This is a genomic window from Shinella sp. CPCC 101442 (genome assembly GCF_024704725.1).
Taxonomy (GTDB): Bacteria; Pseudomonadota; Alphaproteobacteria; order Rhizobiales; family Rhizobiaceae; genus Shinella.
The window spans coordinates 25,835-48,093 of sequence record NZ_JALIQS010000010.1 but is presented as its reverse complement, the minus strand read 5'-3'; the positions used below and the strand labels follow the sequence as shown (position 1 = coordinate 48,093).

Below are 22,259 nucleotides of genomic sequence, written 5' to 3'. Positions count from 1 at the left end.
GAAGAGCGCCTGCAGGGCCTGATGAACCGCGCCCGCGCGGGACGCAGCCTCAAGCCCGCCGCCTGGCCGGGCGGTGCGAAATGCGCGGTCGCGCTCTCTTTCGATTCCGACCACGACACGTTCGAGCTGCGTGATGGCGGCAAGTCCATATCCGCGCTTTCGCAAGGCCATTTCGGTCCTCGGCAAGGCATCCCGCGCATCCGCAGCCTGCTCGCCGAAAAATCCATTCCGGCAACCTTCTTCGTACCGGCCATCACCGCCCTGCACTATCCGGACGAACAGCGTGCACTAATCGCCGAAGGCCATGAAATCGGCCTGCATGGCTGGATTCACGAGCGAAACACGCTGCTGGACGAGGCGACGGAACGGGACCTTCAACACCGCGCCGCCGACACGCTGGAGCAGATCACCGGCGTCCGCCCGGTCGGTATCCGCACGCCGTCCTGGGACTTCAGCGAGAACACGTTGAAGATCACCGCCGAGATGGGTCTGCTCTACGACTCCTCCCTGATGGCGGACGTGGACTGTTACGAACTCCTGCTGGACGGCGCGCCGTCAGGCGTGATCGAACTGCCGGTCGAATGGATCCGCGACGACGCCGCCTATCTGATCATGGACCGCTGGGGCGGCCTCCGGCCCCAGATCGCGCCTCACGACATTCTCAAGATCTTCATGCGGGAATTCGACGAAGCCTATGAAGAAGGTGGCCTTTTCCAGCTGACGATGCACCCCGACATCATCGGGCACCGCAGCCGGCTGTGGATCCTGAAGGAACTGATCGGGCACATTCAGACGAGACAGGGCATCTGGTTCGCAACGCATGCGGATGTCGTGACCCACGCAAAATCCGTCTGCTCCTGAACGGAGCGGGCTCCCTCCCTACGGCCCAGACCCGGCGCGTTTCGATGCGCCGGGCCCTCCCCTTTTGGGGCTGGATGCTCGTCTATTTCCTGAACAAGATTCACATACATGAACGCCATTCCTCTTTTCAGCGACGATTGGCGGGTACAGACTAATCCGCAGTCAGACGCCGGACGGGACTATTCCAAGGTTCGGGCCGCCGACATCCACAACCCGACCCAATAAGAATGAGGGAACCATGTTCAAGAAATCCGCTCTCGCTGCAGCCACGGCGCTCTGCGCATTCTCGGTGCTTCTCGGAGGCGCCGCGCTCGCCAAGGATTGGAAGAAAGTAACCGTCGGCGTCGAAGGGGCGTTTCCGCCTTTCAATTCCACCACGGCCAATGGCGAGCTTCAGGGCCTTGACCTCGACGTGATCAATGAGGTCTGCAAGCGCGCTGAACTCGAATGCACCATCGTTGCGCAGGATTGGGACAGCCAGATTCCCTCGCTTCTGTCCGGCAAGTTCGACGTCGTGTTGACGATGGGGCCGAACGAAGAGCGCCGCAAGGTCATCGACTTCTCCGATCCCTACGTCATCACGCCAAATACGTTCCTGGTGGCCGCAGACGGCCCGCTGACGAAGCTGCCGCACACGGGCGAGCACCTGAACACCGATACCGAGGAAGGCCAGAAGGCCATCGCGGAAATCAAGGAGGTGCTGAAGGGTATGACGCTTGGCGCCTCGCTTTCCACCAGCCAGCTGAAATTCGTTGAGCAGAACTTCGGCGACGTCGTCGACGTCAAGACCTACAAGTCGTCCGAACAGGTTCAGCTCGACATCGAAGGCGGTCGCCTTGACGGCCAGTTCGACAATGTCGTGTTTGCCCGTGACCGCGCCGAAGCCAGCAAAGGCACGCTGACGACCAGCGGCCCGCTCCTCGTCGGCGGCGTTCAGGCAACCAATGTTTGCATCGGCATCCGCAAGGAAGAGCCGGAGCTTCAGGCCATACTCAACAAGGCGCTTGGCGAAATGGCCACGGATGGCACGCTCGCCGAATTGTCGAAGAAGTGGTTCAAGGTGGACCTGAGCCCCAAGGGCTGATCCACACCTTTACAAGCTGTACGCCCTGCATCAACCCCGCCCGAAAGCGGGGTTGTTTCGTTTGGGTTTTTAAGGATTACTGCGCGTACCAAGCTGGCAAGCTCTCGAAGGGGTACGCTGATAGCCGACGCGATATGCTTGTTCTCGCAATGCAATCGGAGTGTGAGGAATATTCTCGGCCGCGCCGTAGCCGTTGGCGCCAAAGCTTCGGAAGTTGCCTGCTCGGGCAGTGGCACTCTTTCAGAGCCCCTTCGAGGCCAGATAAGCCTTGGCAATCTCCTGTAGCCGGGTCTTTCCGAGCGCTGCTCCATGACCGCCATAGACGGTGCGAACATCGAGCTGCAGCATGCGTTCCATGGTCGTCTTGTAGGCTTCGACATCGCATCCTGGCAAATCATCCACCAAGCCGCCTTCGTAGATCGCGTCCCCGCTGAAAAACGTCCCCGTCTTCTCATCAAGAAGGCCGATGGATCCAGGGGAGTGGCCCGGAAGATGCAGTATCTTGTAGCGGGCATTGCCGATGTCGACGATATCGTTCTCCGCTAGGATCGTGGTCAGCGGCGCCGGAGACATCATGTAGGTTTCCGGTGTTGTCCCCATGGGCGGCGCTTTCGTGAGTGCCTCGGGCTGCGTACGAAAATAATCAGCCAGCGTATCGGCGTCGGGCATGCGCGCGAAGGCGGCCGCCTCGGCTTCGTGACCCAGCCGGGTCTCGAACTCATGAAAAGAACCGGCGTGATCAACGTGAACATGGGTCGCAACCGCGAGGACTGGCTTGCCAGGCGGGATGTGCAACTCGCTCCTGAGATTGGCGAGGCCCATACCGAAATCGATGACCAGGTCGGCGTCCTGGCCGACGACATGGTACATGTTGGCCCGGAAGAATTTGTGGACATACGGCTCATAGATGCGGGTCAACCCGCCCGAGATCGTTTCCTTGGAAAACCAGTCCGTGTTGTTCAAGATGGCCTCGCTCAATGCAGCAGCTTGCCGAGGAAGCGCTTCGTGCGCTCATGTGTCGGCGCGGAGAACAGGATGTCGGGACTGTTGCGCTCGATGATCTGGCCACCATCCATGAAGACCACTTCGCTGGCGACCTCGCGCGCGAAATTCATTTCGTGGGTGACGCAGACCATCGTCATGCCGTCGGCGGCAAGCGAGATCATCGTATCCAGCACCTCTTTGACCATTTCGGGATCGAGGGCCGAGGTCGGCTCATCGAACAGCATGATGCTGGGATTCATGCAAAGGGCGCGCGCGATGGCAACGCGCTGCTGCTGGCCGCCGGAAAGCTGGCCCGGATATTTGTCGGCCTTTTCCGGAATGTGCACGCGTTCGAGATATTTCATGGCAATCTCGATCGCCTGCTTCTTCGGCAGCTTGCGCACCCAGCGCTGGGCGACCGTGCAGTTTTCCAGAACCGTCAGGTGCGGAAACAGGTTGAAGTGCTGAAAGACCATGCCGACGTCGCTTCGCACGCGATCAATGCGCTTGAGCTGGTTGGTGAGCTCGATGCCGCTGACGGTAATCGAGCCTTCCTGATGCACTTCCAGACGGTTCATACAGCGGATCAGCGTCGATTTTCCGGAGCCGGACGGACCGCAAATGACGATGCGCTCGCCCTTGTTCACGGTAAGATCGATGCCCTTGAGGACCTGGAAAGCGCCATACCACTTGTTGACGCCGGCGACCTGAATTGCGGTTTGCGTGTTCATTTCCAACCCGTGGGTTTACGGCGATCAGCGATAGCCGCGCGACAGCACATGTTCGATGCGGTTCTGGGCGAGCGTCAGCACCGAGACGATGACGAGATAATAGACGAGGGCTGCACCATACCATTCGAGGAACCGGAAGCTCGTGGCGATCGCAAACTGCGAGACCGTCATCAGCTCCTTGAGTGAGATCACGGTCGCAAGCGACGTGGTCTTCAGAAGCGAGATGAATTCGTTCATCAGCGCGGGAACCGCGATCCGGAGCGCCTGAGGCATGGTGATAACCAGAAAAATCTGCCAGCGATGCATGCCGAGCGCGGCCGCACCCTCTTGCTGCCCACGCCCAACCGCGGCAAAGGCGCTGCGCAGGATTTCCGCCAGATAAGCGATTTGGATCAGCGACAGCGCCAGGAAGGCCGCAACGAAGGGCGTGAACCAGCTGGCGCGGAAGACTTCGGATATCTGCGGCAGACCGTTCCACACGAACAGCAGCACAAGGAGTGCAGGTGCGCCGCGGAACAGCCAGACATAGAGCGTCACCAGCCACCGGACGGAGCGCCGTGGCGAGCCCGCCATGGAGCCGAGCCCCATGCCGAGCACGAGCGACACAGCCATGACGCAGAGAGAGAGGCCGATGGTCAGGAGTGCCCCCTTGAAAAGGGGGGCACTGAAGATCGCCTGCAGGAAGAGGTCGAGCTGGAACAACGGAGACCGCCTATCGTCAGTTTACGTCGTGAGAAACGTCGGTCGAGGTTTCCGGCAGATTCCACTTCTTGAGAAACGCCTTCATCTCGCCGCTCGCCTGCAGGGCCTCGATCGCTTCCTTCAGCATCTGCCGGTCGCCATCGCTTTTACGCAGATAGATGCCGTAGTTTTCGCTTTCCTCGTAGGTGTAGGGAATGGCCAGCCGGCCCGGCACCTGAAGCATGCGGTAGGCAGCCGTCGTATCCTGCGTGATCGTCGCGGTAGCGCGTCCAACCAGGATCTGCTCGATGACGCCGGACGCGGACGGATAGGTCTGCGCCTGGATCGGTTCCTTGCCGGCGGCTTCGAGTTCGGCATTGAGATCGGCGACCGTCTTTTCGTAGGTCGTGCCGGCTTCGATCGCCATGATCTTGCCGCTGACATCGGCCGGAACTTTCGTCTCCGTGTCGCTCGCCGCAGTGACCATGACGACGTGAGAGCCGAAATACGGGATGCCGTCGTATTTTTCGAGGCGAGCCGGCGTGATCATGATGCCGCTCGCGACAAGGTCGCAGCGCTTCGAATCGAGCGACGGCAGCAGGCCCTTGAAGTCACCGACGACATATTCGGCCTTCGCACCCCACTGTTTGGCGATTGCGTCCATGACGTCAATCTCGAAACCGACGAGATCCTTGTCGCCCGGATTTTCATAATATTCCATCGGCGGAAATTCGCCGCTGGTGCAGACTTTCAAAATGCCGCCCGATACGAAATCCGGCTTCTGTTCGGCGGAAAGAGCGGTGTTGGCGCTAAGCAGAGCGGCAAACATGGTGCCTGCCAGAAGCGACATTTTCGTTCCCAGTGTTGCTGTCATCATGGTTGTGTTCCCTTGTTTTTGGTTTCTTGCATCGAGTTTTGTGAAGTCGTATACGAACGCCTTTCGCAGACAAGCTAAATGTTTTGTCCTTAAAACAGCAGAAAAACTAAACTATACAGCTAACCTACAGCGGTGAGAATCTGGCCGTATGTCTCGGTGTCGAATGCGGGGAGGATGAGCGGTTCGACATGCCCGTCCCGGCGCGCCGTGAGCACGTACTGCATCATCGCTTCATTGCCCGGCATCTCGAAAACCTGCATGAAATCATAGGTTCCGAGCAGAGCGTAGAAGGCGATCGACCGCCCGCCGAGCGCTGCGACACGATCTTCGCTGACCTTCCGGCGCTTCGCGCTATCGGTCAGTTCTGTGAGCCCCTTCTGCGTGAGGCGCATCAGGGAAACGTATTTCTGGGTCTCGTTCATTTCGGGGATTTTCCAAGCTTTTTCAGACCTTCGAGCACCGCCGCTGTATCGGTCAGCGCGCCAAAAATGCCGTTCTCGACGGTGACCATGTGGAGGGCGGCCTCGTGGGCATATTGATCGCCGCTGGCGCAGGCGTCCGAGATTGTCAGGCACTGGAAATTCCGATCACAAGCTTCACGCAGCGTCGTATGAACGCAGACGTCAGTGGTGCAGCCGGAAAACAGCAGATGCGTGATGCCCTGGGCACGCAAGACATGCTCGAAATCGGTGTAGGTGAAAGCGCTGTTGCAGGTTTTGTCGACAATGATGTCCTGCGGGCGCACGTCAAGTTCAGGAACGATCTGAAAACCGGGGCTGGAGCGCAGCAATGCGGTTGTTCCTTCAAGGCCTGACCGCTGCCGGCGCCATTTTTCGTAAGGGGTCATATCCGCGAGGTCCCCGCGATAACCCTGCCGCGTGTGAATGATCTGGATACCCGCCTCACGGCATGCGGCAATAAGCTGGTTCACCGCCGGAAGGATCGCGCGAAGTGGTGCGGGATCATAACCCTGACGGGCGAAATAACCTGTGGTCGAGAGAAAATCCTCCTGCAGGTCGATGACAACAAGCGCCGTTTTGCGGGCATCGAGATTGCCGTCATAGGGATAGTCGAATGGTTTTGCCGAGATCATGAACAAGCTCCTCTTTGTTATGGGATAGCACTCCCAACAGTTTTAAAAAATCAATTTAAAATCACCAATATTGTTCTATAATGCTAAACGATCAGCCGGATATCCAGATGAGCCGACTCCCGCCCTACCTGCAGTATCTACCGGCCTTCGAGGCGACCGCACGCCTAGGCGGCGTGCGGCATGCGGCGGAGGAATTGAACCTCAGTCCAAGCGCGATTTCGCTGCAGTTGAAAAAGCTGAGTGATGCGACTGGCATCACCCTGTTCCAGAAGTCAGGCCGGAATGTCGCCCTCACTCAGGCGGGCCGGGATTTTTCGCAGACCGTCGCCATATCGCTCGGACAGCTAGACACGGCGACGCGGGCATCGCGGAAACTAGCCTCCAGCGACCAGCCTGCCTTATTGTCGGTTTCCGTGCCGACCGCACTCGGGATCGCCTGGCTGACAGCGACGATCGTCGATTTCGCGCAATCACACGGCATTTCCAACCTCACAATCAATGAGGCGATCACCGCCGCGGAGGTGAATTGGGAGGACAATGACCTGGCAATCGTCTACGACAATCCGCCCTTCACCGGACAATACTGGCGGTCACTCAGCGAGGTACGGCTCTGCGCTGTTTGCTCGCCAACACTGCTCCCCCGGCTCGACCTGCGCAATCGCGACAGAAAGCTGAGCTCCGTCGCGCTGCTGCATGAAGATGACGGCGGAGAATGGGCAAAATGGTCCGTTGCCGCTCGGATCGCCCTTGAGGACAACACCCGTGTACGGGTGAAGTCGGTGGCGCAGGCGATCGCTTCCGCCGTTCAGGGCCGCGGCGTAGCACTGGTCTCGGATGTGCTGACGCGAAACTACCTGAGCGAGGGGCGGCTCATCCAACCGTTCTCGACCACGATCAATGCGGCGCGGGAATATTACATCGTCTGCCCTGTCAATCGTGCGAACGACCCCGTCCTGCGCGCCCTGGCCGATCGGTTGGTCGAGCAGTTGCGCCCGGGGCGCGACCAGAATGCCTGATCCGTGAACGTTAACTGAGGGAAGAATCCAATGGCGCTGCCACCCCTTCATGCATTTCGCGTCTTCGAAAGCGTCGCGCGACTTGGCAATGTCAGTGCGGCGGCGGCGGAGCTGCATGTGACGCCAGGTGCCGTCAGCCAGCAGATCCGCGCGCTCCAGGTAACACTCGGCGTCGACCTCTTTCAAAAACGCGGCCGGCAACTGGCTTTGACGCCGAGCGGAAGCCAGCTTCAGCGCTCGGTGGCAAGCGCCATGGAGGCGATCCACACCGGCGTGCGCCAGCTATCGGCGCATAAATATGGTGGCGCGCCAAAGCAGGCCCTCACCATCTCCATCCCGCAGGTACACGGCGTTGCATGGCTTGCCACACGGCTTTTCACCTTCATGGCGGAAAGCCCGAATTTCCAGTTGAAGGTTCTCACCTCCAGCCATTTCCACGGCGTCGACTGGCGCAAGACGGATGTTGCGATCGTCTATGGCGCGCCGCCCTGGCCGGGCTTCTGGTGGCGCCTGCTGCACGGCATCCATATGACGCCGGTTTGCAGCCCCCAGCTCCTGCGCGGCCCCAACGCCATCCGCCAACCCTCCGACCTTGCCTATCACAGGCTGCTCCATGAGGATGACGGCTCGCAATGGCGTCGCTGGCAGGCAGAGGCTGGCATCGCCTATACCGGCGAGGCGGACGTGTATTTCGACGATTTCGGCATCGTGCTACAGGCCGCGCGCGACGGTTTTGGCGTCGCGCTCAGCGACGAGGTCGTGTCCGCCCGCGATCTGGATGAGGGTCGCCTTGTGCAGCCGTTGCAACTCAGCGTGCCTGCTCTGCACAACTACTACTGCATCTGCGCCGAGGCGAAGCGGGAAACCGCGGAGGTCGGCTATTTCATCAACTGGCTCATCGAAGAAGCGGCGACACCTTGAATCTCCAGGGGTGACGACGGAAAATCTCCAGGACCTTGAACGGAAGCGAACCGCCGGCGTGCCAACTGGAGGCCCCGAGCCGTTGGTCATCATCGGGTTCGAGCTGACTTTCCGTTTCTGGGCTCGCTTACACCTTCAAGCCGACTAAGCGGTCAAATCGATACGCTGTATCCGGCTAGGTCGGCTAGCTATTTCCTGCCCTCCTCGTTGTCCGGGAGAAAATCCGCCCGCAGATAAATGCGTGTCGTCGGCTTGAGGAAGTCACAGCCGCCGCTGAGGACAGATCATATGTTGCTTCTGCCCTACCGCCAGGCGGCCGGTAATTAAGCCCCAACTTATGGAAGCATCCGCCAATCGGCTGAGTATCTACCCGGGCGGGGTAAACCAAGCGGCAACTGGCGAATGGATGCAAATATATTCTATAAATTTAATAGAAAAAGAAAGACCGATCATTCTCTTTGCGTCTATGGGGGTGCTATACCCTCTTTATGACGCACAGACAGATCCACCATCTCCCACCACCATCGGCGCGACTCGACCAACTCGTCGAGCGCCTTGCAGATCGAGCTGGCTACCATGACGAGAACGCCTCGTTTCCCGCGGACGGCATTCTGGCGCTGCATGAAGCCGGGCTGTTGACCGCAAGCGTGACTCAAGAGCATGGCGGAGCTGGGTACGGTGTCTCGGACATTGTGGAGTTGATGGCCTCACTCGGGCGCGGAGACCCTTCGGTCGCATTGATCGCGCTGATGAACCTGCAGTTCCATGCCAATCAAGGTTCCGGCGACCCTCGCGCAATCGCACCGCATCTCTATCTTCGCATACTGAACGAATCCCGGCAGCGTCCGACATTGCTGAATGCATTTCGGGCGGAACCCGATCTGGGGACGCCAGCGCGCGGCGGACTTCCGGCGACGCGCGCGCGATACAGCAGCGAGGGCTGGATCCTGTCCGGCCGAAAGATGTTTTGCACTGGCTCGACAGGCCTCGACTATCACCTGCCATGGGCGGTGACCGACGAGGCCGAACCGCGTGTTGCGGAGTTTCTTGTGCCTGCCGAAAGCGACGGCATTGAAATTCTTCCGACTTGGAATCATCTCGGCATGCGTGCGACGCAAAGCCACGACGTCGTTTACCACGACGTGGTGGTTCCGCATGATCATATCGTCAATCCGGAGACCATCACCTCCCGCACACGGCAGAACGACCATTTGGCAGCGCCAAGCGTCCTCGCCTTCTCGGCGCTTTACATCGGCGTTGCCCGTGCAGCCCAGGACGCGTTTCACCGTTTTTGCCACGAACGGGTGCCCACAGCACTCGGTAGGCCGATTGCCACGACGGAACGCATGCGCACCGTTGCCGGAGAAATCGAACTCAACCTGATTCAGGCCGAATCGCTTCTTCGGCATTTTGCATCCGGCATGGACGCCGGCGACGTGAACGCATTCCGGCATGCTTCCGCTGCCAAGACCCTCATCGCGTCGGCGGTCATCCGGGCTGTAGAGGTTGCTGTGAAGGCGCTCGGCAATCCCAGCCTTTCCCGGAGCAGTGCGCTCGAGCGCCATTGGCGTGATGTGCTTTGCGCGCGCGTCCACTCCCAACAGGAGGACTACGTCCTCCTTTCCCTCGGCACTGAAAGTCTTGCCCGCAACCTTCACCCCCTCAACCTGGAGAACCGACAGACATGACACGTATTCTCAACGATTCCGGCCGCCTCAAGCTTATCCTCCCTGAAGGCATTCTCGACGTCGCTAACGCCAGCAACGGTCGCTTTTCACATGATCCGCAAGCCATTTTCGAAGACTGGGATGATTTCCAGGAATGGGCACAGTCGGGCAGCAAGTCGGCGGATGCCACCGCACCTGAGAGTGCGCGCATCCTCTCGCCGGTCCCGCGCCCGCGCCAGATCGTGGGCGTCGGCCTGAACTACCATACCCATATCCATCATTCGGGTCTGAAGACACCAACGGAACCGGGCGTGTTCGCAAAGTTCCTGACCTCGCTGGCCGGCCCGCACGCAGACATTCTCCTGCCTAGCGAAACCGTGTTCACGGAGGCGGAGGCGGCGGTCGTCATCAAGCGCGAAGCTTACTTCATCAATGAGGACCAGGCGCTTGACCATGTCGCCGGCGTAACCGTCGCACAAGACCTCTACGATCGCACGGCCATCGTCAACATTCCCAAGCTCGACGGTTCGGGCGGTGCGACGTATCTCAATCCATCCAAGTCGCTGGCGACCTTCACGCCACTTGGGCCGGAAGTCGTCTCGCTTGAGGCGGCCGGCGATCTCGGCTCCCTCGCCATCGAACTCGACTTCAACGATACGGCCATCCAGCGGGGCAATACGTCGGACCTGGTTTTCGCCATTCCCGAACTGATAGCGCGCCTGTCCCGTCGTCTCCGCCTGCTGCCGGGCGATGTGATTCTGACTGGAAGCCCCGCCAGGATCGAAGGCACGGAAGGCATCGCGCTGCGGCCCGGCGATCTTATCAGGGCGTCCGTTGCTGGTCTTGGCACCCAGCTGCAGGTCGCCCGCCCGGCGGAAACCGCCCGCCTCGCGAGCTGATCCCGGTTCCTTGCCGGAGCAGCAGCCTGGCTGTTCCGGCGCTTCCGATACATTTCACGCCAAGCAAGGTGAACTCCATGACACCCGATAGTTCCGACATCCTGCGAACCGGCACGGTCGCCTCTCCCAGCTGGGCCAGACTGGCCCGCACGAGCCTCTTTGTCCTGTCCGCACTCATGGTGCCGGCGGCCCATGCACAGGATGAGAAGGTCACCATCATCGTCGGCCAGAACGGGCCTGAGCTGCAGCCCGCCTGGGAAGCATCCGGCATCTGGAAAGATGCACCCTATAACCTCGAATTCGCGACATTCCCCAATGTCGTCGAAAACGCAACGGCACTTGCGGCCGGCAAGATCGATATTGGCGCCATCGCCCAGTTCACGGCCATTCAGGCACAGGCAGCCGCCAATCCGGACTGGACCAAGGATGATGTCCCCTACAAGTCGGTGCTGGTTTTCAGCACGGCCGACTCGGAAAACCACGAGCGCTTCGTAACCGTTGCCTCGAAGGATTCGGGCATCACCGAACTGACGGCAGATGCCGTCCGTGGCAAGCGTTGGGCCTCGTCCCCGGGCGCGACCAACTTCCTTCTCTACCTGCAAACGCTCAAGCATCTCGGCCTTACTCCCGAGGATGTCGTTCCGGTTACGCTGAACAACGAAGCCGGTGCTCTCGCGCTCCTGAATGGACAGGTGGATCTCGTCTCGGGACCGATCGAATTCTACGACCAGTCGCTGGCGGATGGTGCCAAGATTATTGCCAAGAGCGGCGATGTCGGTCCGGGCAGCCAGAACAGCCTGATCGCCAGCACGGCGTCACTCGCCGATCCGGCGAAGGACGCGGCATTGCGCGATCTGGTTGCCCGCTATGTCGCCTTCCAGGACTGGTACAACACGCATCCGAAGGAAGCTCAGGAAACCCTGGTGAAAGTGCGCAAGCTTACGCCTGAGAGTGCCGCGTTCTTCTGGGCATACAATCGCGTCATTCCGCGCCCGATCACCAAGGAACGCATCGACGACGCACGAAGCATCGCACAGGTCGTGCACGAATTCGGGGTCATCAAGAAAACCGTCGACGTCTCGCTTGCCTACGACAGCCGGTACACCGACACGATCGAGGAGAAGAAGACGTCGCTGAACTTCGACGACAACCTCAAGAAGTCGCTCGCCAGCAACTGATTCATCGAAACAAAAAGGCATGTCGGCCGCGAATACCATTCGCGGCCGACATGTTTGCTCGTGTCTGCCTCATGTCTTGAGCTCCGCCTCTCAGGCGGCGAGAGCGTCACTACAGAATTTTTCCGGGGTTCATGATGCCAGTCGGGTCCAGCGCAGCCTTGATGACGGCCATGACGTCGACCGCGTCGCCATGCTCGGCGCGCAGGTACGCCATCTTGCCGGTGCCTACACCATGTTCTCCGGTGCAGGTGCCGCCGACGGAAATCGCCAGATGGACCATCTTGCCGTTGATAGCGGCAACCTCTGCCAGCTCGTCGGCATTGCCCGGATCGACGGCGAAGACGACATGGTAGTTGCCGTCACCCACATGACCGAGAATGGCTGCTGGGACACGGCAGCCCTCAAGAAGGGTTCTCGTCTCGACGATACACCTGCTGAGTTCCGATACGGGAACGCACACGTCCGATGACCATCCACGGGCGTTCGGACGCATGGAAACGACCGCATAGAACGCATTGTGCCGCGCCTTCCAGAGACGGTTCCTGTCCTCCGGCGAACGCGCCGCTTCGAAGCCCTTTGCGCCGTTGTCTTCCACGATGCCTTTGACTAGCTGGATCTGCTCGTCGACACTGGCAGGGGGGCCATGGAACTCAAAGGCAAGAGTATCCTCGATTGGCAAGGAAAGCCCGGAATAAGCGTTGACGGCGGCGATGAGGCCGCGATCCATCAGTTCCATCCGTGCAACAGGAATACCAAGCTGGACGATGGCGATAGCCGCGGCGGTAGCGTATGAAACACTTTCGAACGAGCAGAGCGCCGCGGCGATGCGCTCGGGTATGCCATAAAGCCGAAGCGTCACCTCCGTCACGATGCCGAGTGTCCCCTCCGCGCCGACGAAGAGGCGCGTGAGGTCGTATCCAGCTGACGATTTTCGCGCCCGCCCTCCCGTGCGGATGACACGACCGTCCGCCAGCACGACGGTCAGTCCCATCACGTTCTCCCGCATCGTGCCGTAGCGCACCGCATTCGTTCCCGACGCTCGCGTCGAGGCCATGCCGCCGATGGACGCGTTGGCGCCCGGATCAATGGGATAAAACAGGCCTGTATCGCGCAGATGCGTGTTTAGTTGCTCACGCGTGACACCGGCCTCTACCGTGCAGTCGAGGTCCTCGGCACTCACACGCAAGACGCGGTTCATACGGGATAGGTCGATCGAAATTCCGCCATGCAAAGCCGACAGATGGCCCTCCAGGGATGTACCGGCTCCGAAGGCGATGACCGGCACCCCGAAACGCGCGCAAAGGCTAACGATCTCCGAGACTTCCTGTGTGCTCTCGGCGAAAACAACACCATCTGGCGACGCTGCGGCGTGATAGGATTCACCACGCCCATGCAGATCCCGCACGGCGTCGGCCACGGAAAACCGCTCGCCGAAGCGGCTGGACAACGCCTCCACGACGTCGGACGGTAGGTTGCTCATGAAATCCTCGTCAGATCAGAGGGCGTCAGGCGATAGCTCTGCCATCGCTCAGATGACGCTCCAGGAAAGGCAGGCTGTCCTGCCCCCAGTACAGCTCGCCTTGATACCTGAATGTCGGCAGGCCGAAGACCCCGGCTGCCTTTGCTTCGTCATGGCCCCGTGCCAGCGCCTCGCGAACGTCGTTGCTTCTTGCGCGCTCCTCAAGCGCGGGACCATCCAGCCCGACCGCCTGCGCTATCTCCAGGCGCACGTCTGGACGGCCAATGTCCTCGGCATGCTCCCAGAACGCTCCCTGCAACGCCTTGGTCAGTCGTATCCAGTCCTGACCATCGAGAATTGCGGCACTCACGACATGACCCGCAGGTGTGGGATCGGACAGGCTGGCGCGGCCTTCAAGCATCAGCGATTTGCCACGAACCGCGGCCCATCGCCTGAGGTCCGTCGACCAGTAGGCACGGCGCGGCTCGGGCCGGTCACGGGAATAGATCGCGCCATTGTCGACGATCAAGGGAATGACGACAGGACGGATAGTGGCGTTGAAGCGTTGCGACAGATCGAGAAACGGCTCGAGGCCGATGAACGACCAAGGGGAGCCGATCCCGAAATAGTAATCGATCGTCTCTGCCATTATCTTGCGCCGCCGACGGCGATATCGCGCTGCGCGACCGCCCAATCGAAAACGGACAGCGCACAGTCGCGCGCTGTCAGTACGGCTTGGGGATCCCTGCTGACTGCGACTGTTGCGAGCGCGCCTTCGTAGAGAAGCGCCAAATGACGGGGCGCCGCGTCATCGGTGATACTGGCGGCTTCCAAGATCGACGTGAGAAGGGAACGGACAGCCCGCTTGTGTTCCTGTGCGACAGCCACCACACGCTCGGATTCGCCATGTTCGGCGACCGCGAGCGCGAAGGCGCAGCCCCGAAACTCCGGACTGTCGGCCTTCTCGAAAAGCCGCTCGAAGATCGTCCTAATCTGTTCGCGCGGTTGGTCGACGACGTTCAGAACCTCCTCAAGCGACTTTACCACCCGATCGTGCCGTTGCTGCAGATAGGCGGCAACGAGATGATCCTTGGACGGGAAATGCCTGTAAAGCGTCGCCTTGGCGACATTGGCCCGCTCTATAATCCTGTCGATGCCGACCGCCCTTATCCCTTCCGTGTAGAACAGGATGCCGGCAACATTCAAAATCTCGTCTCGTACAGGCGTTTTCATCGGCGTTCTCAGTCGTTTTCGTTCGCGCATGGGGTCGAGGGGGCGCACTCGTTGGCACTCTCACGAGTGCAACCATCAGGCCGCTGATGCAAGAGTGTCAACCAGCGCTCTCACGCTGCTCAACGGCACCATTCCAGGCTTGCCGGACGTATTGGCCAGTCGGGCCGCTGCCTCCTGCACGGCTTCGTTGAAGGGGGTCGCGATCCCGTGCAGCCGGCCAAGCAGTACGATCTCTCCATTGAGAAATTCCACCTCGCTCGAAGTGCCGCGCACGTAGCTCTGCCACGTCGATTGCTGTCCTGGCACGATGCCAGCATCCTCGGCGACCCCCCAGTGCGCGATACTGATGCGGCGCTCGACCGGTTGAGCGAACGTATAACCAGCGGTGTCCAGGACCTGCCTCGCCTCTCGCTCCAGCGCCTCGCCGAAGGCGGCATGCTCGTCCGTCGTTCCACCGAACAGCTCCAGCACGTTCTTGACGTTGTAAGCGAGCTTCGAGGCCTTCCAGCGCTTGATATCGCTTCGCACCTCCGCAAGATACCCCGCATTCGCAAGATCCAGCGCGATGCGGCGTCCCACATCATCTTCGCCACCGGGATAGGCACCAAGGACGATGGCCCCGACTTCCGGGTCACCTGCCGCGACCACCTTACCGATCTCCGAGAAGCGCGCCGGCGTCATGATGCTGGCACCATAGACCCTGGCGAAACGCCGCAGCGCGATACTTTCGGCAGCCAGACCATTCTGGAACGTAACGATCGGCAAAGCGAAGCCGGCGGTCGTACCAACCCCGTCAATTGTCCGGGCCGCCCAGTGTGTGGTCGCCACGTCGACGTCCTGCGCCTTGACAGCGAGAAGAAGAACGTCATTGCCGGCAAGGGCCGGCGGCGCATCGGCGGTAAAGGCGTTGAGCCTGACCTGCCGCGTTCCGGACGGCCGGCGATATTCGAGCCCATGCTCCCGAATATGGTCGATCTGGGCACCTCGACCGACCAGGGCATAGGCGATCCCGGCTCCTTCGAACTGCGCGGCAAGGCTTGCGCCAACTGCACCGGCGCCGATGATGATGTAGCGTGTCATGTCGGTGTCTCCTCAATTTCCGGTCAGCGAACCCTGGAGGTTCGCATCGTAATTCGTTGTCTTCAGCGCTTCCTCGATCGTGTCGGTATAGCGAGCGTCATAGGTGAGCGACGCATCTATCGCCTTGCCGATTGCCCCGAACTCGTGGACGACCGAAGCGATGCTACGCGCCTCGTCGATGCGCTCCCCGGTGATGGGCTGCGGACGGACACGGGTGTAGGCCCAGATGAATTTTGCGCTTTCCGGCGAGAGCTTGCGCACTTTCACCAATGCATCCTGTGCCTCGGCTGGATGGGTGTTGTACCAGTCCTGATAGGCCACGTAGCGGGCGATCAGGTCGCGGATCGCAGCATCCTTGGCTGGATCGGACAGGGATTGGGAGTTCGCCAGCAGGCCACCGGGACTGCCTGGCCCGACCTCACCGCTCTTGGAGATGACCTTTCCGCCGTCTGCGAGAGCCTGATCATAGAAATCGATCGGCCCGGACACGAGGTCGACTTCGCCATGCAGCACCGCCAAGGCTCCCGCCTCGTTGTTGAGCGTCACGGGGACGACGTCCGCCGGCTTCAGGCCAAGGTGCTTCAGCGTCTGAAGGTAGAGAAGGAAGTTGGTCGCCCCCGGGGACGATGCCCAGCGCTTGCCACGAACCGAATCCGCCGTCAGCTCTCCGATGCCGGAGGCCCCGGACGCCAAGGTGACGAACCTTTCATGGTTCACGGTGTCAGCCGTTGCCGCCACCACGATCGACTTGTAGGGCACGGTCTCCTTCGTCCAGTCGGGATTGGATGAGGCTTGCGCCTGAATGGCGGTAAACTGCGCGAAATAGCTGACGTCGACATTCCCCGCCGCAAGAGCCGTCGCGTTCTCGACGGCATTCGGGAATGTCGCGAATTCGAGCTTGTACGGCGCGTCCTTCCAGATGCCCGATGCTTCCCAGCCAGGTTGAAGCTCCTGACCGTTTTGACCGATGACGAGCGTGATCGTTTTGCTATCTTCTGCGAAGGCTTGCGCCCCGAGCACGATGACAGCAATGGTGGCAGCGAGGCCGAGTTTCGGTAGGCGGATAAGTGCCATTGCGGCGCTCCTTGGCGTTCAAGGGTTGATATTCAGGCGGTGTGGCCCGGTACGGCGACACCGAGTTCGGCAAGCAGGCGATACTTGAGGGGATTGACCTCGTCCGGCTCCAATTCCTGCCGTTTCCGGTTGCGCACAAGCGCGGGCGGCACGGCGACATCGAGCGAGAAGCGGCCGTCCTTCAGGACAAGAATCCGATCGGCAAGCAGGATCGCCTCATCGACGTCGTGCGTCACGATCAGGACACCCGGCTTGTGGTCGCGCCAAAGCCCTTCGACAAGCGCATGCATCTTGATCCGCGTCAGGGCGTCGAGTGCGGCGAAAGGCTCGTCCAGCAGCAGCAGCGTCGGTGACCGTACGAGTGCTCGCGCGAGAGCGACCCGCTGCGCCTCCCCCCCTGACAGGTGTTTCGGCCAGGAATCGGCTTTCGCTGAAAGCCCGACCTCAGCTAGCGCCCTCTCCGCGATCGCCCGGCCGTTGCCGGGTTGCTTCGTGCCGAGCAGAACATTGCGCCAGGCGCGGCGGAACGGAAGCAGGCGATGCTCCTGGAAAACGACCGACCGATTTCTGGCCACGAGTACTTTGCCGTCGTTGGCCTCATCGAGGGATGCAAGGATACGCAGCAATGTCGTTTTTCCCGAACCCGATGCGCCGAGCAGTGCGACGAAATCGCCCTGCCGGATAGAGAGATCGACGCCGTCGAGGATCGTCTGATCGCCGAATTTCTTGGAAACTCCGGTCAGCGAGACGACGGCTTCCCGCGGGCTATGGGCGGTGGTTGCCACTGGCCGAAGATCGACCACCGGAGTTGCGTCACCGGTTTCCTTCCGGATTTGCACATTGGCCAGCATGGCTATCTCCACGGGAGCAAGAGTTTCTCGACAAGGCGCATCACGAGGTCGATCGCGATGCCAAGGACGGCGTAGACGAGAACACAGGCGACGATCAGATCGATACGCAAGGCGCCACTCGCCACAAAGATCAGGTAGCCGATGCCGGCCCGGCTGTTGGTTTGTTCCGCGATGATCAGTGCCAGGAGCGAGACACCCATTGCAAAACGCACACCGACCAACACGGCGGGCAATGCTGCGGGGAGAAGCACCTGCAATGTGATCTGCACGGGCGAAAGGCCAAAGGTTCTGGCCGCCTCTATCAACCGGCGATCGACATTCCGCACGCCCGAATAGGTATTGAGATAGGCGGGGAACACACAGGCCAGCGCGATAAGCAGAACCTTCGGCTCTTCTCCGATGCCGAACCAGATGATGAACAACGGAACGAGTGAGATGAAGGGGATGAGGCGAACGATTTGAAAAGTCGAGTCGAAGGCCTCTTCGGCCCGTCGCGACAAACCAGTCAGGAGGCCGAAGCCGATCCCAATCAAAAGCCCGATCGCAAGCCCTCCTCCCGCCCTCGCCAACGATGCCGGTAGCGCCGCCTGGAGATCACCGGTCTCGATCAACTGACGGAATGCCTCGATGACGGCCGATGGCGGCGGCAGGGTTCTAGGCGACAGAATGCCGGTCGAACTGGCGACCTGCCACAACGCGAGAACGAAGACCGGGAGCGCTACGCGCAGAAGATTGCGCGGGGCATGCCATTGCGGGGGACGAAGCGCTGCCTGGGGGCGCGTGGCGAGGGGAACAAGGAGGGTCGTGTTCATCGCTTCACGCCATCAGCCGCGCAGGTTGCGACAGCCGCCATGGAGCGTCGCGCAGCAATACCGGTTACGGCAGCGCGGATTTTGAGGCAGCCGGAATGGCGCACGTTTCTGGTCACTTTACTTGCTCCTCGATGTCGGGGTGGTATTGCCTGCTCAGACTTGTCGTACCGAGAGCCAGGAGAACGGAATCGTCCTGCGGCGAATGGATGCGCGCGCAGAGAACGTCGCGCAGATGCCGTTCAAGCGGGTTGGCGCGGGAAAGCCCAGGATTGCCGAGCGCTTTCACGGCAATCTCCACCGAGCGAATGACCGCAGCGGAGATTGCGCTTTTTGCCGCAGCGATGTCGCGGAATGCCTCTTCACGGCCTGCGGCCAGGCCCGAGGCGAAATGGGCCAGCAGTGCCTCGGCCTGCACGATATTCAACTCAATCTCGCCGGCGACGGAGCGGATCCGCTCCGTCGTGGCAATCGGCTTGCCGAGGGCGGTCGGCACGCGCTGATGCGCGTAGCGATGGAAAGCAGCCTGCGCGGCACGCGCCACACCAATATAGATCGACTGGATCAGGAGTACGGTCGGCGCGACCGCCCGCATGTCCTGACGAGTGTCCGGCGTCACGATTTCCGCACCGGCGATGTGATCGTGCGGCACGACGACATCCTGGTAGATCACGTCGTGACTTTCCGTTGCCCGCATGCCGAGATGGTTCCAGACAGGAACGATCTCGATACCCTCGCTGTCTGCCGGTACCAGGAACTCCGCTACACGCGACTGTGCCTCGTCGGTCACCGCCCAAGGCAAATGGTAGGAAAGCCCCGTGGAGCCGGTGCAGAACATCTTGCGTCCGGACAGGACCCATCCCTCGGCGCTGTACCGAGCCACCGTCTTCGGCAGACCACCACGGGCGGGCGAGCCAAGGTCGGGTTCGGCGCGGAAAGCGTTGACGAGGGTCGGAGCTCGCTCCGACCCAGCGAGTATCTTGCGGTACAGATGCACACCGATGGCACGCGGGTCTCCGGGCCGTTGGGCCGCATGAAACTGCAGGTTCATCAACGCGATCAGCGCGACGGACGGATCACCCTTGCCGATCTCGATCAGAAGCCGCGCTAGCTGCTCGACGCCGTAGTCTGCGCCACCATACTCCCTGACGACACTTGCCGTCAGAAACCCCGCATCGTGCAACTGGCGTATGCCGGCCTGTGGGAACGTCGCCGCCGCATCCTGGTTGGGCGCCAGTGCCGCCAGCGCCCTGACTACATCGGGCAGCCTTGCGCGTTGCGGTGCGCGCACGGGAGTGGCAAGGGAAACGGGCTGGGGGCGGGTCATGATATCCTGGCGATTGGACGAAGCGTCAGACGGAAAAGGCGGGCTCACGCTGACGCCGCGACAGCGACCGGGTGATTACGGCTTGCCAGTCCGGCACGAACGAGGGGCACGAGGTAACGGCCGTAGTCGATCACATCGTAAAGATTGTCGTAGCCGCGGATGGATATGAGATCCGCGCCTATGTCGACATACCGCAGGATGGCCTCTGCGACTGTGTCCGGACTGCCGACAAGGGCGGTCGATGCACCGCGAGCACCGGTCGCTGCGGCAGGTTCGAACCAGAGCGCCTTGTCGTGAACATCGGCCTTCGCCGCGAATTCAAGCAGACGCTGGGAACCGACGTTCTGCGGCTCGGCGCCTGTTACGGATTTATGATGCGTTTTGAGTGCCGCAAGAATTCGGTGCGCTTTCGCCCAGGCCAACTCGTCCGTCTCAGCGAGAATCGGCCGGAAGGTCACCCAGATTTGCGGCCGATCTTTCCGCCCAGCGGCCTCGGCCGCCGCGAAGATGCGATCGATCTGCTCCCGGGTCTCGGCAAGAGGTTCACCCCACAGGCCAAAGATGTCACCGTGCAGACCGCCAATTCGATACGCTTCACCAGAGGAACCGCCGACCGATACGGGAATAGACGCCTGTACCGGAGCGACGGCGCTTGAGAAGCGCTTGAATGTGTAGAAGCGTCCAGCGAAATCAAACGGCTCTCTTGAAGACCAGGCACGTTTGAGGATGGCAATGTACTCTTCCAAGCGCGCATAGCGGTCGTCTTTAGACAGGAAGTCGCCTTCCGCCGCCTGCTCGGCATCGCTGCCGCCGGCGATAAGATGTACGACGACGCGCCCGCCGCTCAGTTGATCCAGGGTCGCAAGCGACTTCGCAGCAACGGTCGGATAAACTGTGTTCGGCCGCAAGGCGATGATGATCTTCAAAGTCCTCGTATGAGCGGCAACGGTTGCGCCGAGCGTGAACGGATCAAAGGACGATGAACCATAAGGCAACAGCGTATAGCCAAACCCGGCTTCCTCGACGGAACGCGCGTAACGCGCGAGATAAGCCGGATCCGCAGGCGCATCGGGCAACGGAGCGATATCGGTCGATAGATTGGGGTAGGTCAGACTTATGAATTCGACAGCCATCTTTGCCCTCGTTTCTCGCGGTTGATCAAATCATAGGCGTCAACGACGACAAAAAGAACGACCTGTCTTTCTTTTTCTACTAAATTTGTAGATTATTTTTTCACGCGAGCGCTGTAATTCGCCTCGTCTGACGCTCGGCACCTGGACGGTTACGAAGGCTGCGCCCTTCACCGACTGTAGTTCGCCAGCAATTTCTGCACGCGATCTCAAGCATTTCGGCCATTCGCCGAGCCGCGCCCAGCCAAAAGCGACATGAGGCAGGTAGTGTCTGCCGTTCCGACCTACGCAGGCCGTGCGGCGAGAAGGCGCGATGGTTGCATGCCGAAACGACGCAGGAAAAGCTGAGAAAAATGGCTTGGATTGCTGTAGCCGACGGCAATGGCGGCCTGGGTGACATTCATCTCACCGCTCTCGATGACGCGGTGCGCTTCGAGAAGCCGTTGCTCCTGCAGGAAGGCGTAGACGGCAAAGCCGTACATGCTCTTGAAACCGGATTTCAACCGCTTCTGTGTCAGTCCGACCTCTCGGGCCAGTTCATCCAGCGTCCACGGTCGCGCAAGCTCCTCAATGAGAAGATCACGGGCACGCTGTAGTAGCCGGCGATCCCGGGGAGGAATGGTCTGCGCCGGCTGTGTCCGACGCATCGCGGCGATAGACGCATTGATGATGTCGAGCGCACGAGCCTCGAAAGCAAGGTCGTCGCTTTCCACCATGGCACTGTCGAAAAGCGCGCGCGCAACGGCCAGAAGATCAGGCGGCACCGGCAGTACGCCGACCCAGGTGCCGTTTCCGGAGGCCATATGCAGGGCATGATGCTCGTCGAGGCTGCTCAGAAGGTCGCCTGCACCAAGCTTCTGCCAGAGGCCAATGTCGACTCGGATATCCATACCCTTGAAGCGCGTCCCGATAGGCACATCGTAGAGGCCGATGGAACCTTGCGGCGCCGCCATGATGTAGATGCGGCCCGGCCGATAAGGAATCGATGAAAGCCGCTGCTCGGCATCGCTGCCCAAAAGCCAGCCCTGTCCCGACGCCTCGAACAGGAAGTCAATCGCCACACAGGGTTCTGTTGCGAAACGCCCCACGAAATCGGCGCCGATCACCATGTCGAACACCGAAATGGTGAGGCCCGGCCGCACACCGAGGATTTTGTAAGCACCCTCCGTCGAGGTAGCGGAGAACGTCGGGTCGGCCGGGCTTGGCCCCAGCACGACCACGTCATCCTGATCGGACTGTGCCAGAGCGCGCTGTTCCACACGAAGATTCATATGCCCACCAAATAATAGACCCGATCGCAATAT

Annotated in this window: 23 protein-coding genes; 7 read left to right on the top strand and 16 right to left on the bottom strand. The window is 60.7% G+C overall.

Translation table 11 applies throughout. The features are described from left to right. The first annotated feature begins 21 nt into the window (after positions 1 to 21). The gene (locus MUO32_RS25510; protein ID WP_257951266.1) at positions 22 to 861 is read left to right on the top strand and encodes a polysaccharide deacetylase; all 840 of its coding nucleotides are present in this window, start codon (positions 22 to 24) and stop codon (positions 859 to 861) included. 238 nt (positions 862 to 1,099) lie between these two features. Next, a complete protein-coding gene (locus MUO32_RS25505) occupies positions 1,100 to 1,945 on the top strand; it encodes a transporter substrate-binding domain-containing protein (RefSeq protein ID WP_257951186.1) in 846 nt (281 codons plus the stop codon). 240 nt (positions 1,946 to 2,185) lie between these two features. On the opposite strand, the gene MUO32_RS25500 is transcribed toward MUO32_RS25505, so the two are convergent. The 6 genes from MUO32_RS25500 to MUO32_RS25475 form a co-directional block, all read right to left on the bottom strand. Continuing rightward, on the bottom strand, positions 2,186 to 2,908 hold the full coding sequence (locus MUO32_RS25500; protein ID WP_257951185.1) for an MBL fold metallo-hydrolase: 723 nt from the start codon (positions 2,906 to 2,908) through the stop codon (positions 2,186 to 2,188). Positions 2,909 to 2,919: 11 nt separating this feature from the next. Beyond that, positions 2,920 to 3,660 carry an amino acid ABC transporter ATP-binding protein gene (locus tag MUO32_RS25495; protein WP_257951184.1) on the bottom strand — a complete coding sequence of 247 codons (741 nt, stop codon included), beginning with the start codon at positions 3,658 to 3,660 and terminating at the stop codon, positions 2,920 to 2,922. A gap of 24 nt (positions 3,661 to 3,684) precedes the next feature. Further along, positions 3,685 to 4,362: an amino acid ABC transporter permease gene (locus tag MUO32_RS25490; RefSeq protein ID WP_257951183.1), complete on the bottom strand. Its 678-nt coding sequence runs from the start codon at positions 4,360 to 4,362 to the stop codon at positions 3,685 to 3,687. A 16-nt stretch (positions 4,363 to 4,378) separates the two neighbouring features. Next, positions 4,379 to 5,218, bottom strand: a complete 840-nt coding sequence (locus tag MUO32_RS25485) for a transporter substrate-binding domain-containing protein (protein ID WP_257951182.1) — start codon at positions 5,216 to 5,218, stop codon at positions 4,379 to 4,381. 119 nt (positions 5,219 to 5,337) lie between these two features. Then, on the bottom strand, positions 5,338 to 5,640 hold the full coding sequence (locus MUO32_RS25480) for a GYD domain-containing protein (protein ID WP_257951181.1): 303 nt from the start codon (positions 5,638 to 5,640) through the stop codon (positions 5,338 to 5,340). Further along, positions 5,637 to 6,311, bottom strand: a complete 675-nt coding sequence (locus tag MUO32_RS25475) for a cysteine hydrolase family protein (RefSeq protein ID WP_257951180.1) — start codon at positions 6,309 to 6,311, stop codon at positions 5,637 to 5,639. The genes MUO32_RS25480 and MUO32_RS25475 overlap by 4 nt, the downstream gene beginning before the upstream one ends. A gap of 107 nt (positions 6,312 to 6,418) precedes the next feature. On the opposite strand from MUO32_RS25475, the gene MUO32_RS25470 reads away from it, so the two are divergent. The 5 genes from MUO32_RS25470 (at position 6,419) to MUO32_RS25450 (ending at position 11,992) form a co-directional block, all read left to right on the top strand. Continuing rightward, a complete protein-coding gene (locus tag MUO32_RS25470) occupies positions 6,419 to 7,327 on the top strand; it encodes a LysR substrate-binding domain-containing protein (protein WP_257951179.1) in 909 nt (302 codons plus the stop codon). A 30-nt stretch (positions 7,328 to 7,357) separates the two neighbouring features. Continuing rightward, positions 7,358 to 8,248: a LysR substrate-binding domain-containing protein gene (locus tag MUO32_RS25465; RefSeq protein WP_257951178.1), complete on the top strand. Its 891-nt coding sequence runs from the start codon at positions 7,358 to 7,360 to the stop codon at positions 8,246 to 8,248. A gap of 488 nt (positions 8,249 to 8,736) precedes the next feature. Continuing rightward, a complete protein-coding gene (locus MUO32_RS25460) occupies positions 8,737 to 9,936 on the top strand; it encodes an acyl-CoA dehydrogenase family protein (RefSeq protein WP_257951177.1) in 1,200 nt (399 codons plus the stop codon). After that, positions 9,933 to 10,814 carry a fumarylacetoacetate hydrolase family protein gene (locus MUO32_RS25455; protein ID WP_257951176.1) on the top strand — a complete coding sequence of 294 codons (882 nt, stop codon included), beginning with the start codon at positions 9,933 to 9,935 and terminating at the stop codon, positions 10,812 to 10,814. The genes MUO32_RS25460 and MUO32_RS25455 overlap by 4 nt, the downstream gene beginning before the upstream one ends. 77 nt (positions 10,815 to 10,891) lie before the next feature. Next, complete coding sequence (locus tag MUO32_RS25450) at positions 10,892 to 11,992, top strand: ABC transporter substrate-binding protein (protein ID WP_257951175.1); 1,101 nt, start codon at positions 10,892 to 10,894, stop codon at positions 11,990 to 11,992. Positions 11,993 to 12,101: 109 nt separating this feature from the next. Here MUO32_RS25450 and MUO32_RS25445 read toward each other — a convergent pair whose 3' ends face one another. The 10 genes from MUO32_RS25445 to MUO32_RS25400 all read right to left on the bottom strand — a co-directional run bounded on the left by MUO32_RS25445 (position 12,102) and on the right by MUO32_RS25400 (position 22,226). Then, positions 12,102 to 13,472 (bottom strand): FAD-binding oxidoreductase, encoded by a 1,371-nt coding sequence (locus MUO32_RS25445; RefSeq protein WP_257951174.1) that lies wholly within the window; start codon positions 13,470 to 13,472, stop codon positions 12,102 to 12,104. A 25-nt stretch (positions 13,473 to 13,497) separates the two neighbouring features. After that, positions 13,498 to 14,100 carry a 2-hydroxychromene-2-carboxylate isomerase gene (locus MUO32_RS25440; protein ID WP_257951173.1) on the bottom strand — a complete coding sequence of 201 codons (603 nt, stop codon included), beginning with the start codon at positions 14,098 to 14,100 and terminating at the stop codon, positions 13,498 to 13,500. Further along, a complete protein-coding gene (locus tag MUO32_RS25435) occupies positions 14,100 to 14,684 on the bottom strand; it encodes a TetR/AcrR family transcriptional regulator (RefSeq protein ID WP_257951172.1) in 585 nt (194 codons plus the stop codon). The genes MUO32_RS25440 and MUO32_RS25435 overlap by 1 nt, the downstream gene beginning before the upstream one ends. A gap of 75 nt (positions 14,685 to 14,759) precedes the next feature. After that, positions 14,760 to 15,764, bottom strand: coding sequence for a ketopantoate reductase family protein (locus MUO32_RS25430; RefSeq protein WP_257951171.1), 1,005 nt, complete (start codon positions 15,762 to 15,764; stop codon positions 14,760 to 14,762). Positions 15,765 to 15,776: 12 nt separating this feature from the next. Next, on the bottom strand, positions 15,777 to 16,838 hold the full coding sequence (locus MUO32_RS25425; protein ID WP_257951170.1) for an ABC transporter substrate-binding protein: 1,062 nt from the start codon (positions 16,836 to 16,838) through the stop codon (positions 15,777 to 15,779). A gap of 32 nt (positions 16,839 to 16,870) precedes the next feature. Beyond that, on the bottom strand, positions 16,871 to 17,689 hold the full coding sequence (locus MUO32_RS25420) for an ABC transporter ATP-binding protein (RefSeq protein WP_257951169.1): 819 nt from the start codon (positions 17,687 to 17,689) through the stop codon (positions 16,871 to 16,873). A gap of 2 nt (positions 17,690 to 17,691) precedes the next feature. Further along, positions 17,692 to 18,300 carry an ABC transporter permease gene (locus tag MUO32_RS25415; protein WP_257951168.1) on the bottom strand — a complete coding sequence of 203 codons (609 nt, stop codon included), beginning with the start codon at positions 18,298 to 18,300 and terminating at the stop codon, positions 17,692 to 17,694. A gap of 313 nt (positions 18,301 to 18,613) precedes the next feature. Then, entirely contained in the window at positions 18,614 to 19,825 is a 1,212-nt protein-coding gene (locus tag MUO32_RS25410) for an acyl-CoA dehydrogenase family protein (protein ID WP_257951167.1), read from the bottom strand. A gap of 44 nt (positions 19,826 to 19,869) precedes the next feature. Next, a complete protein-coding gene (locus MUO32_RS25405) occupies positions 19,870 to 20,958 on the bottom strand; it encodes an LLM class flavin-dependent oxidoreductase (RefSeq protein ID WP_257951166.1) in 1,089 nt (362 codons plus the stop codon). A gap of 281 nt (positions 20,959 to 21,239) precedes the next feature. Continuing rightward, positions 21,240 to 22,226, bottom strand: coding sequence for an AraC family transcriptional regulator (locus MUO32_RS25400; RefSeq protein ID WP_257951165.1), 987 nt, complete (start codon positions 22,224 to 22,226; stop codon positions 21,240 to 21,242). Positions 22,227 to 22,259 lie beyond the last annotated feature (33 nt).

What these genes read in the sequence shown, in the direction of transcription:
- MUO32_RS25480 (WP_257951181.1), bottom strand. Translation starts at nt 5,640, where the DNA reads ATGAACGAGACCCAGAAATACGTTTCCCTGATGCGCCTCACGCAGAAG.
- MUO32_RS25400 (WP_257951165.1), bottom strand. Translation starts at nt 22,226, where the DNA reads ATGAATCTTCGTGTGGAACAGCGCGCTCTGGCACAGTCCGATCAGGAT.
- MUO32_RS25485 (WP_257951182.1), bottom strand. Translation starts at nt 5,218, where the DNA reads ATGATGACAGCAACACTGGGAACGAAAATGTCGCTTCTGGCAGGCACC.
- MUO32_RS25445 (WP_257951174.1), bottom strand. Translation starts at nt 13,472, where the DNA reads ATGAGCAACCTACCGTCCGACGTCGTGGAGGCGTTGTCCAGCCGCTTC.
- MUO32_RS25475 (WP_257951180.1), bottom strand. Translation starts at nt 6,311, where the DNA reads ATGATCTCGGCAAAACCATTCGACTATCCCTATGACGGCAATCTCGAT.
- MUO32_RS25450 (WP_257951175.1), top strand. Translation starts at nt 10,892, where the DNA reads ATGACACCCGATAGTTCCGACATCCTGCGAACCGGCACGGTCGCCTCT.
- MUO32_RS25425 (WP_257951170.1), bottom strand. Translation starts at nt 16,838, where the DNA reads ATGGCACTTATCCGCCTACCGAAACTCGGCCTCGCTGCCACCATTGCT.
- MUO32_RS25510 (WP_257951266.1), top strand. Translation starts at nt 22, where the DNA reads ATGAACCGCGCCCGCGCGGGACGCAGCCTCAAGCCCGCCGCCTGGCCG.
- MUO32_RS25405 (WP_257951166.1), bottom strand. Translation starts at nt 20,958, where the DNA reads ATGGCTGTCGAATTCATAAGTCTGACCTACCCCAATCTATCGACCGAT.
- MUO32_RS25470 (WP_257951179.1), top strand. Translation starts at nt 6,419, where the DNA reads ATGAGCCGACTCCCGCCCTACCTGCAGTATCTACCGGCCTTCGAGGCG.
- MUO32_RS25410 (WP_257951167.1), bottom strand. Translation starts at nt 19,825, where the DNA reads ATGACCCGCCCCCAGCCCGTTTCCCTTGCCACTCCCGTGCGCGCACCG.
- MUO32_RS25505 (WP_257951186.1), top strand. Translation starts at nt 1,100, where the DNA reads ATGTTCAAGAAATCCGCTCTCGCTGCAGCCACGGCGCTCTGCGCATTC.
- MUO32_RS25440 (WP_257951173.1), bottom strand. Translation starts at nt 14,100, where the DNA reads ATGGCAGAGACGATCGATTACTATTTCGGGATCGGCTCCCCTTGGTCG.
- MUO32_RS25420 (WP_257951169.1), bottom strand. Translation starts at nt 17,689, where the DNA reads ATGCTGGCCAATGTGCAAATCCGGAAGGAAACCGGTGACGCAACTCCG.
- MUO32_RS25455 (WP_257951176.1), top strand. Translation starts at nt 9,933, where the DNA reads ATGACACGTATTCTCAACGATTCCGGCCGCCTCAAGCTTATCCTCCCT.
- MUO32_RS25430 (WP_257951171.1), bottom strand. Translation starts at nt 15,764, where the DNA reads ATGACACGCTACATCATCATCGGCGCCGGTGCAGTTGGCGCAAGCCTT.
- MUO32_RS25495 (WP_257951184.1), bottom strand. Translation starts at nt 3,660, where the DNA reads ATGAACACGCAAACCGCAATTCAGGTCGCCGGCGTCAACAAGTGGTAT.
- MUO32_RS25435 (WP_257951172.1), bottom strand. Translation starts at nt 14,684, where the DNA reads ATGAAAACGCCTGTACGAGACGAGATTTTGAATGTTGCCGGCATCCTG.
- MUO32_RS25460 (WP_257951177.1), top strand. Translation starts at nt 8,737, where the DNA reads ATGACGCACAGACAGATCCACCATCTCCCACCACCATCGGCGCGACTC.
- MUO32_RS25465 (WP_257951178.1), top strand. Translation starts at nt 7,358, where the DNA reads ATGGCGCTGCCACCCCTTCATGCATTTCGCGTCTTCGAAAGCGTCGCG.